The organism is Streptococcus pseudopneumoniae, assembly GCF_001068775.1.
GTDB classification, from domain to species: domain Bacteria; phylum Bacillota; class Bacilli; order Lactobacillales; family Streptococcaceae; genus Streptococcus; species Streptococcus pseudopneumoniae_N.
On the sequence record NZ_JWAJ01000060.1, the window covers coordinates 25,369 to 32,129 of the forward strand.

At 39.4% G+C, this 6,761-nt stretch carries 4 protein-coding genes; 1 reads left to right on the plus strand and 3 read right to left on the minus strand.

The features are described from left to right. Positions 1-3: 3 nt before the first annotated feature. From ADF68_RS02060 to ADF68_RS02070, 3 genes are all read right to left on the minus strand, one after another. Entirely contained in the window at positions 4-1,098 is a 1,095-nt protein-coding gene (locus tag ADF68_RS02060) for a cystathionine gamma-synthase (RefSeq protein ID WP_049548439.1), read from the minus strand. Between the two features lie 145 nt (positions 1,099-1,243). After that, positions 1,244-3,202, minus strand: a complete 1,959-nt coding sequence (locus ADF68_RS02065) for a peptide ABC transporter substrate-binding protein (RefSeq protein ID WP_049548440.1) — start codon at positions 3,200-3,202, stop codon at positions 1,244-1,246. A gap of 189 nt (positions 3,203-3,391) precedes the next feature. After that, positions 3,392-5,014, minus strand: coding sequence for a putative polysaccharide biosynthesis protein (locus tag ADF68_RS02070; protein WP_049548441.1), 1,623 nt, complete (start codon positions 5,012-5,014; stop codon positions 3,392-3,394). Positions 5,015-5,117: 103 nt separating this feature from the next. On the opposite strand from ADF68_RS02070, the gene ADF68_RS02075 reads away from it, so the two are divergent. Beyond that, entirely contained in the window at positions 5,118-6,563 is a 1,446-nt protein-coding gene (locus ADF68_RS02075; RefSeq protein ID WP_049548442.1) for a UDP-N-acetylmuramoyl-L-alanyl-D-glutamate--L-lysine ligase, read from the plus strand. The last annotated feature ends 198 nt before the right edge of the window (positions 6,564-6,761 follow it).

Here is a 6,761-nt window from a genome sequence, read left to right on the forward strand (position 1 = left end):
GTATTATCCTTCCAAAGCTTGGCGCAAATCTTCAATCAAGTCCCTTACATCCTCAATACCAATAGACAAGCGTAAAAGGTCATCTGTTAATCCATAAGAATGACGAACCTCTGCAGGAATGTCTGCATGGGTTTGAGTAGTTGGATAGGTAATCAGACTTTCAACACCACCCAGGCTTTCAGCAAAAGAGAATACTTTCAAAGTGTTTAAGATATGAGGGATACGTTTTTCATCCGCCACTTTAAAGGAAATCATTCCACCACGCCCTGTATACAAGACTTCTTTGACAGCAGGTGATTGTTCCAAAAAGGCTACGATTTCTTGAGCATTCGCTGTTGAGCGCTCCATACGAAGTGACAATGTTTTAAGACCACGAATCAATTGATAACTATCAAATGGTGACAAAACAGCCCCTGTCGTGTTGAGATTGTAAAAGAGTTTTTCGTACAAATCAGCATTATCTGTCACAACTACACCAGCTAGAACATCATTATGGCCTGCAAGGTATTTAGTTGCTGAATGAAGGACAATATCTGCTCCATCTTCAATTGGACGTTGGTAAATCGGGCTATAGAAAGTATTGTCAACGACAACTTTAGCACCCTTAGCATGAGCTAATTTTGACAATTTTTCAATATTAAATTCCAACATCAAAGGGTTGGTTGGTGTTTCGATATAAAGTACATCCACATCCTTTTCTAGCTCGGCAATTAGCTCTTCTTCTGTGTTGGCATAGGTAAAGTGGAATCGTCCTTCCTGCTCCACTTGATTGAACCAGCGGAAAGAGCCACCGTAAAGGTCACGGACAGCCAAAACCTTGCTTCCTACTGGAAAAACGCTAAAGGCTAACACAATCGCAGACATACCTGAACTAGTCGCCAAAGCATAGTTGGCAGATTCAATAGCTGCCAAAACTTCCTCTGCCTTGCTACGAGTTGGGTTTTTGGTGCGGGTATAGTCAAATCCAGTTGATTGACCAAATTCTGGGTGCTGATAAGTCGTTGAAAAGTGAATTGGTGTTACCAAAGCACCTGTCGCTTTATCTGACTTGATACCTGCTTGGGCTAAAATTGTGTTGATGTGAAATGATTTACTCATACAATACCTCCAAATCTATAGTAACTATTGTACCACTTATTTTGTATCCTTCGTTTTCTTGTTTTCAAGAGCTAGTTATAGTTTCAAACTATATAAAAACGATAGCTTCTTAAGAAACTATCGTTTTTCCTGTTGAATAGACTGATTATTTAATGTGTTTAGCTAATTCTTCTTGGGCTTTTTTATTAGATTCTTCTTTTTCTTTCAGCCATTTTTGTCTAGCTTTTTCATACTCATCAGCCGTTACAGTCTTATCTTGCAACTTGAGGTACTTGTATGATTCCACCCCCTTATTTCCAGCTTGTGAGAATGGTGATGAGAATGGAACTGTCTTTCTCAAGGTCGGTGTTCCACCAAGGGAAACGTTTGGAATTGCAAGGGCGCTATCAACGAGCCAAGCTTGAACTTCAGCATATTTTTCATAACGTTTCGCTGGTTCTTGCTCCTTGTTCGCTTCTTCTAACATTTGAGTGTAAGTATCGAGTCCAACTGCCTTAGCCTTGTCATTGACCTCACCTGGTTCTAGACCAATGTTTTGCAACATACCACCGTTATTGACATTTAAGATATCAAGATAACTTGATGGATCCAAGTAGTCAGCACTCCAACCACTATTATAGATGTCAAAGTCTTTTTGAGCTGCGGTTTGAGCGAGGTAGCTAGAGTTATCAAAGTCGTCTGTTGATAATTGTTGGATATCGATAACCACATTCTCAGCCCCTAAGACAGATTCGATGGATTGTTTCAAAGAACTTGCTTCAAGTACACCTTTTTTAGCTGATTGGTCAACTGATACATCCAAGTGGATTGGGAACTGCACACCCTTAGCTTCCAATTCTTTCTTAGCTTCTGCAAACTTAGCCTTAGCCTTGTCAGGATTGTAGTATGGGTCTTGCGCATCTGCAAAGTTGATTCCTTGCCATTCTTGGCCATAGTTGACCATCTTTTCTGAAACAACATCTCCAAAGTCTTTCCCGTTGATACTTACAAATGTAGGAGGTACAACCAGGTTACGAATAATCTTCGTTGCTCCGTCTTCCCCTTGAGATTGAGCTCCATATGCTGTACGGTTATAAGCATAGTTGAAGGCTTGACGGAAGTTTTTATTCAGAACTGCTTCTTGAGTTGATTTCTTTTCGATATCTGAGGATTTAGACGTGAAGTTATAAGATTTTCTGTCCAAGTTGAAGTTCAAGTAATAAGAAGTTGCGGTTTGCATACTATAAATGATGTTATCTTTGTTCTTCTCTTTAATTCCTTCAAAGCTTGAGCTATTTGGATAGAGACGTGCGTAGCTGTAGACTCCTTCTACAAAGTTACGAGCTAGTGCATCTTGGTCACTACCATCATAATAGGCCAATTTCACATCATCTACAAAGACATTTTTTTCATCCCAGTAGTTGGGATTTTTCTTGAATTCGATAACAGATTTTGAAACAAAGGATTTCATCAAAAAAGGTCCATTGTACAAAATACTAGAAGGATCCACCTTACCAAAATCATCCCCTTTTGATTTCAGGAAATCTGCATTGACAGGGAAGAGAATGGTTGATGTTGTTTTAGAATTCCAATAAGATTCTGGTCGTGTCAAAGTGTACTGAACTGTTTGGTCGTCAATCGCCTTAACACCGACAGTTGAAAAGTCAGTTGTTTTCCCGTTGATATAGTCATCCAAACCTGCTACAGAATCTTGAACCAGGTACAAAGCTTCGGATTTTTTATCAGCAGCATATTTCAAACCAGTTACAAAATCTTGGGCAGTTACTGGAGCATATTCTTCACCTTCAGAGGTATACCACTTAGCATCTTTACGAAGTTTATAAGTGTATGTCAAACCGTCCTGAGAAACACTCCAGTCCTCTGCTAAGGATGGAACGTAGTTACCGTATTGGTCATTTTCCATCAACCCATCTACCAAATTGGTAACGATGTCATTGGTTGTTGCACGGTTTTCTGCAAGATAGTTTAAACTAGATGGATCGCTAGAATAGACATAGTTGTATGTTTTAGTTGAACTAGCTGAGTTGCTACAAGCCGCCAATAGTAGACCGGCACTTAGGGCAAGGCCTGCCAGCGTCAGATATTTTGCCTTAGACTTTTTCATTTCCAGAACCTCCAAATTTAAATATTTGTATCATTATACAGCTATTGTTTTTTTTAGTCAAGCGATAATTCTCTAAAAATTTATTTTTTTATACAATTTTTATTTTTTTCTCTCTTTTTTTAATAAAAAATGAACAATTTAAACTTTTTTCCCTTAAAAGTTCAAACTGTTCATTTTATTTATAAATCATTATGATAATTTTAATCGTGCTCGTAGCCGGTCAGCTTTTGCCTGTCCAATAACCTTATCTAAGAGACGAGTATAGAGACTCATGAATCCGTAGAGCCCACCACCGATTGTTCCGATTAGGGCGACATAGATGAAGCTCCAAAAACGTCCAGTTGGTTGGAAGACAAATCCTATCATCCATTGTAAGAAGCCTACCAAGATAAACATGACAAGAGTTAAAATGATCACTAGGATTGTTCGTTTTAGGATGATCTTTCGATGAACCCCTGTAATCTGACAGATCTCGCGGTACATTAAAACAATTGGAATGATAAGACCGATGGTCGTTGAAATGAGAGGACCATAACTATGAAAAAGCGCTATTGATGGTATTTGTAAGACGAGCTTGGCAATGGAACCATAGAAAAAGTAAAGGATTGCCTTGCGATTACGGAACATAGCCTGAAGCATTGGTGACAAGACCATGTACAATCCAAGAATGGTTGACTGCAAAACTGCAAAGACAAACAAGCCCATCGCCAAGCTATCTGGTTTACCGTAAAAGACTGTATAGAGTGGTTCTCCTACCATGACCACTCCAACCGTTGCAGGTAAGAGGAATAGAAAAAGCATGGTAATACTATCTTGCACTAAACGAGAAGCTGCTGGCAAATCCCCTTTGACATAGTTCTCAGTTAAAAGTGGTAATCCTACACTACCAATCGAAACTCCAACAGAAATGAGAATCATGGTGATTTTATTAGGATTGGCAGAGAAATAAGAAAACATGACAACTAAATCTTCATTATTGTAGTTGGTAAACCACTTCATGCTATTGATAAAGGTCATTTGGTCCAAAATTTGGAAAAGCTGAATAGCTGAACCTGTTATGATAAAAGGAATAGCTTCCTTAATCGTATCCATTAACAGGTGTTTGCTATCAATCTTATCTCGTGTTTCAAAGACTTTTTGAAGCATTCCTTCTTTATAGAGGAAATAAAGCAAGACAGCAAAGCTAGCTACCATTCCCACAAAGGCCGCAAAGGTAGACTGGGTGACTGCTGCTAGATAGTCTCCCGAACCAAGCTTCATGATGATAAAGGTTGCTAAGAGCATCCAAATAACTCGGATAACTTGCTCAGCGATTTGACTCATGGCATAAGGCTTGAGATTATTCATCCCTTGGAAAAATCCACGGATAACACTCATAGACGGGAAAATCAAGACAGCCCAAGCTAGACTCTGCATAATGGGAATCAAGTCCTTACCGACACCAGAAAGATCTGCCAACCAAGGCGCAAAGAGATATAAGACCAAAGCAAAGACAAGACCTAGTCCAGTCATAAAGCCCAGGAAACTCCGAATCAGAGCAAAACTATGCTCTTCTTCTTTCATGGTGTTATACTTGGCAACCTGCTTTGCGACTGCAACAGGGATACCTGCTGTCGAAATCAACAAGAACCAAGCATAGATATTGTAACCCATAGTAAAGAGACCATTAGCCTTAGCAGCATAAGTCCCCATCCAGATATACCAAGGGATGATGTAAATGGCCCCGAGCAGGCGACTGATAAAGTTACTAGCCGTAAGCCAAGCAGTCCCTCGTAACATCTGGGCCTGCTGATGATTATTTTCGTTAGACATAACTTCCTCATTCAATTTTAATAACGGAAATGTTCCTTATCTTCCATTATAAACTTTTCCTTGTTACTTGTAAAATTCAGACTTTCGGTTTACAATAGAAAGTATGATAAAGATTGAAACTATATTAGACATTTTAAAAAAGGATGGTCTCTTCCGTGAGATTATCGACCAAGGACATTACCACTACAATTACAACGATGTTATTTTTGACAGCATCAGTTACGATAGCCGAACAACCAAAGAAAATACTCTATTTTTTGCAAAAGGAGCTGCCTTTAAAAAAGAATATCTATTTTCAGCTATCGCACAAGGGCTTGGTTGGTATGTAGCGGAACAGGATTATGAAGTTGGAATTCCTGTTATTGTTGTTAACAATATCAAGAAGGCCATGAGTTTGATTGCCATGGAATTTTATGGCAACCCTCAGAAGAAACTGAAAATCCTTGCTTTCACTGGTACTAAAGGAAAAACAACAGCAGCTTACTTCGCCTACAATATCTTAAATCAGCAACATCGTCCAGCTATGTTATCAACCATGAACACTACCTTGGACGGTAAAACTTTCTTCAAGTCTGCTCTGACAACTCCTGAAAGCATCGACCTCTTTGATATGATGGCGCAGGCAGTTGATAATGGTAGAACCCACCTCATCATGGAAGTATCCAGTCAAGCCTACTTGGTCAAGCGAGTCTATGGTCTAACCTTCGATGTAGGTGTGTTCCTCAACATCAGCCCTGACCATATTGGTCCAATTGAGCATCCTAACTTTGAAGATTACTTCTATCACAAGCGTCTCTTGATGAAAAATAGCCGAGCAGTTGTCATTAATAGCGATATGGACCACTTCTCTGTTCTAAAAGAACAAGTTGAGAACCAAGAGCATGACTTCTACGGTAGCCAGTCAAGTAACCAGATCGAAAACTCCAAAGCCTTTAGCTTCTCAGCTACTGGTAAATTAGCTGGCGATTATGATATCCAGTTGATTGGACACTTTAACCAAGAAAATGCAGTCGCTGCTGGACTTGCCTGTCTTCGTTTAGGTGCTAGTCTTGAAGATATCAAAAAAGGGATTGCTACTACTCGTGTTCCAGGACGTATGGAAGTCCTCACTCAGAAAAATGGCGCAAAAGTTTTCATTGACTACGCCCACAATGGTGACAGTCTTAAAAAACTAATCTCAGTTGTTGAAACACACCAGACTGGAAAGATTGCTCTAGTACTTGGCTCAACTGGAAACAAGGGAGAAAGCCGTCGTAAGGACTTTGGACTTCTTCTCGATCAACATCCTGAAATTCAAGTCTTTCTAACAGCTGATGATCCAAACCACGAAGATCCAATGGCCATTGCAGATGAAATCAGTAGCTACATCAGCCATCCTGTTGAAAAGATTGCCGACCGTGAGCAAGCCATCAAGACTGCGATGTCTGTTACAAGTCAAGAACTGGATGCTGTGATAATCGCTGGTAAAGGAGCTGACTGCTACCAAATCATCCAAGGTAAAAAAGAAGACTATCCAGGTGATGCAGCCATCGCTGAACGTTATCTATAGTAAATTTAAAGAAGGCTAGACAAAAACTCAATTTCATCAAAAAAAGAAGAAATTAAAACGCATAGTATCAAGTTTTTTCGGCTCTTTTCTACCATTTGTCAAGTATATCAAGGGCTTTAAGTAAAAAAAGAGATAAGACAGTAGCTATTCTGAGGTTACTGTCTTATTTTTACCACTTATTGATCCATAAAAGGGCAT